The sequence below is a fragment of the Clostridium sp. AF32-12BH genome (assembly GCF_003477935.1).
Lineage (GTDB): Bacteria > Bacillota > Clostridia > Lachnospirales > Lachnospiraceae > Brotaphodocola.
Genome location: NZ_QUEH01000041.1, coordinates 1 through 3303 on the forward strand (window position 1 = coordinate 1; position 3303 = coordinate 3303).

At 48.7% G+C, this 3303-nt stretch carries 3 protein-coding genes; all 3 read right to left on the reverse strand.

The window, feature by feature from the left end:
* Nucleotides 1-170: 170 nt before the first annotated feature.
* A complete protein-coding gene (locus DWZ40_RS19050; protein WP_118544353.1) occupies nt 171-2624 on the reverse strand; it encodes an ATP-binding protein in 2454 nt (817 codons plus the stop codon).
* Nucleotides 2608-3000: a conjugal transfer protein gene (locus DWZ40_RS19055; protein ID WP_005427021.1), complete on the reverse strand. Its 393-nt coding sequence runs from the start codon at nt 2998-3000 to the stop codon at nt 2608-2610. Before DWZ40_RS19055 ends, DWZ40_RS19050 begins: the two co-directional genes overlap by 17 nt.
* 92 nt (nt 3001-3092) lie before the next feature.
* On the reverse strand, nt 3093-3303 hold a 211-nt coding region (locus DWZ40_RS19060; RefSeq protein ID WP_147354210.1), incomplete at its 5' end, for an antirestriction protein ArdA.

Consider the following 3303-nt stretch of genomic DNA (forward strand, 5'->3'; position numbering starts at 1 on the left):
CACCAGTCCGGCAGCGTGGGCGGCTGTGCCGAAGACTGCAAACAGCAGGAGGATGAAAAGGAGTGCCAGAAGCACTTTTCCTGCTATACTCCCGATTTTTTTAAAAGAGTTTTCTCCCTTTGTCCGGCAAGGGACAAGAGCTGTCCCCTGCTGGATGGGCTTTCTTATCTTCATTCCTCCACCTCTTTTCTTACGGGCGGTCTGGTATCAAAGGCATGGAATAGGTCTTCAAAGATAGGATGGAACTGTATCACTCCCACACGCCCGTACAAATCACTGATAAGGCACTGTCCGTTTTCCAAGTCATGGAGCCGCTTCTGGTTGTTTTCATCTTCGGAATCCACCCCGAAAAAAGCGAGGGTCTTCTTGATTTCGTTGATGTCCGTGGAGCGGAACGCAAACTTCAAGCCCAGATTGTTTTTCAGCTTTTCATCCAGCAAATCGTCCGTGTTCTGGGTCACAAAGTAAACGCCTGCGTTCATGGCACGTCCGGCACGAACCAGCTTCATAGAAAGGGTCTTGCCCTGTGCCACCTGTAAGAAGCTCCATGCTTCATCCAAATCCACAATCTTAAACACGCTGCGGTCGGTATGGATGAAGTCGAGGGCAAAGGTGCTGATTACAATGAGCATTGTCACGGAAAGCAGCTCCATTGTAGTGTATTCTTCAAACGAGGTTTCCTTATCCGGCAGCACCAAATCCGCCACCTGAATGATGTTGAGCTGCTTTTCAAGGCTGATGGACTGTGTGACATCCCCATCCGAAAAGAGCAGGTGTGCAAAGTCATAGTCCGTAAAGGATTCGATATGGTCTGCTATGCTGGTGCTGATGGTGGTTCCCTCTGCCCGTAGTTCCTCAATTACCTTGAAAAGCCCCCGTTCCTCACTGTTTGTCACCGCACGGATGGCTTTCCGAAGAACAGGGAACTTCTCCCCGTCACGGCTGGAAATGCCCGTTAAAAAGGTCAGGATGTCGATTGCCAGTGATTCGGAATCCTTTGGGTTCTCCATAATCACATAGGGGTCGAGTAAGCCCCTGTTCTGTTCCTCCGAGGTCAGATTTACGATATTGATTTCATGGGCGATTTCCGGCAGGGTTTCTTTCCAGCGTCCCCGTTCTGCTTTCGGGTCAACAATGAGTGCCTGTGCCCCAAATAATACGGAATAATAGACAATCATATTGTTGCTGAATGATTTTCCACCGCCGAGGGAGCCGACAAAAGCGGCAGCAAGGGCGTTGGTGACGGAGCCTTTTACCCCTTGACTGGCAAGGGCAGGCTTTAAGTACACGTTTCTTCCTGTATCAAGGCTGTACCCGATATAAATGCCCTCCGGTTCTCCTAACATCTGAGTTGCCCCGAAGCCAAGACCAGCGAGGAAGTCGCTGGTGACATACTGGATATAATCGTTCAGATACCGTTTGCTGGCAGGGAGAAATTCCCCATGCAGCCCCAGCATATCCCCAAAGGGGCGAACCAGCTTCACGTTCAAATCGTCATAAAAATCTTTCACCTCATTGCAGCGGCGTTTCAGTTCTTCCAAGCCGGGAGCCGTTACACGCACCACATAGGACAGCTTATACATGGATTCCTTGCTCTGGTCTAAGGTGGATTCCAGCTCATTTACGCTGTCTAAAGCGTCCACCACGTTTGTGCTGGTTTCACTGTCATTCTGCCATGCGTGGTTGTCCAAATCTTTTAGCTCTTTTTTCTTGTTCCGCACCGTGGAGAGGGCTTTCCGGTTTGTCACAATCTCCACATTCATAGAGGTATCAATGGGAAAGGTGGATTGCTGCTGCTGATAGTAAAAGATTTCCGAGGATGGGAAGTCCAGTTCCCCCACAATGCTGTTGATGGTGAAGTAGGCGGCATAGACCGTCCCGTCTTCCTGTTCGATTTTCAGATACCGCTGGTTTTCCTCTATCAGACAACGGGTAGGTTTAATGAGGTCATAGTATTTCACCAGCGTTTCCTCCTGAAACCGTTTCTTCGGAAGATAATACTCATAATCTTCGTAGGCGGTTCCGGTCTGCCCGTATAAATGCTCAATCAGATAGCCAAAATCGTCCTTATCAAGCCGTCGAACTTTAAAGCGGCGTGAGATTTTATTTTCCAGCAGTTTTTCCATCTTCTGAAACCGCCAGATTTCCTCATTGCTCATGGAAACAAAATCCCCCATGAGCTTGTGGTTGACTTCGTGGATGAAATCGGAAACGGCGGTCTTTGCTTCCCTGCCAAACTGCTTCATGGTGACTTCCTGCTCATTAACAAGCAGCTTGAAGCCGATAAAAAAGCGGTAGTCCACCTGATTTTCCCCTATCATGGAAATCAGGGCTTCGGTCTGTGCGTCAATCTTTGCACAGGCAACGTCCTTTAGCTTGCCTGTCACTTCCTGTTTGGAGCGTTCCTGTGCCGCCCGTATGCTGGATTCAGTGCTGATTTGCAGGGCGTGAATCTTCCCGTCCCTGTTCTGGGCGATAAGCTGCCGGAACGAATCGTGTACCTGATACTTCTGTTCAGGGCTTAAAAAGGAATAGTTGTAGGGAAGCAGCTCATAGTAAGCGAAGCACTCCCCGTCATGGTTGAACACAAGATTATTTTCGATATATTTAATCGGATATGCCATAAATATCACTCCTTACTGCCGTGATGGGCTGTGCCGGATATTCCTTTTCCAGCTTCACGGGCTTTCCTGCATAGGTCAGTTTCGGGCGTACCAGATATGCCAGTACGGATTTCAGGAAGCCATAAGGCTTCTTCCCGTCAAAGGTCTTCTGGCACATGAACCAAGTGAGGGCAAAGGGTACGCCGAAATATTTTAAAAATGCCCCGTCAATGAACGAAAGGGGAGGGAGGTTCCCCAAGAGCATAACTGCAAACACAGATACTACGAACCACGCCATCTGTGTGAACGTGATGGGGAATGGCAGTTTAAAATCATTGATGGAATAGAGTACCTTTTCCACCGACCAGATACTGGTATAGCTTCGTATTTTCTTCATGTTGTCCGTCCTTTCTAAAAAATGGGGACAGCAAAAGAGCCGCCCCTGAATAAAAAATCCGCCTGCATTTCCTGAAAGAGATACAGACGGGGCTACCGTAAGATTTCATATACGCCGTGGTTCGTGACAACAAAGGTTCCCTCCAATTCCATGTCACGCCCATAGGCAGCATAGTCGATATAGTTTTGTAAGTGTGCCGGAAGTTCCCCAAGCTGTCCGCTTTCTTCCAGATAGTAACGAGCCACATCCGCCATATCGTCACAGCCGGAATGGCAGATAATATCGTCTTCATGCTCACAGAGT

Bases quoted from the DNA above. Each gene is read 5' to 3' on its own strand.
- DWZ40_RS19055 (WP_005427021.1), bottom strand. From the start codon at position 3,000: ATGAAGAAAATACGAAGCTATACCAGTATCTGGTCGGTGGAAAAGGTA.
- DWZ40_RS19050 (WP_118544353.1), bottom strand. From the start codon at position 2,624: ATGGCATATCCGATTAAATATATCGAAAATAATCTTGTGTTCAACCAT.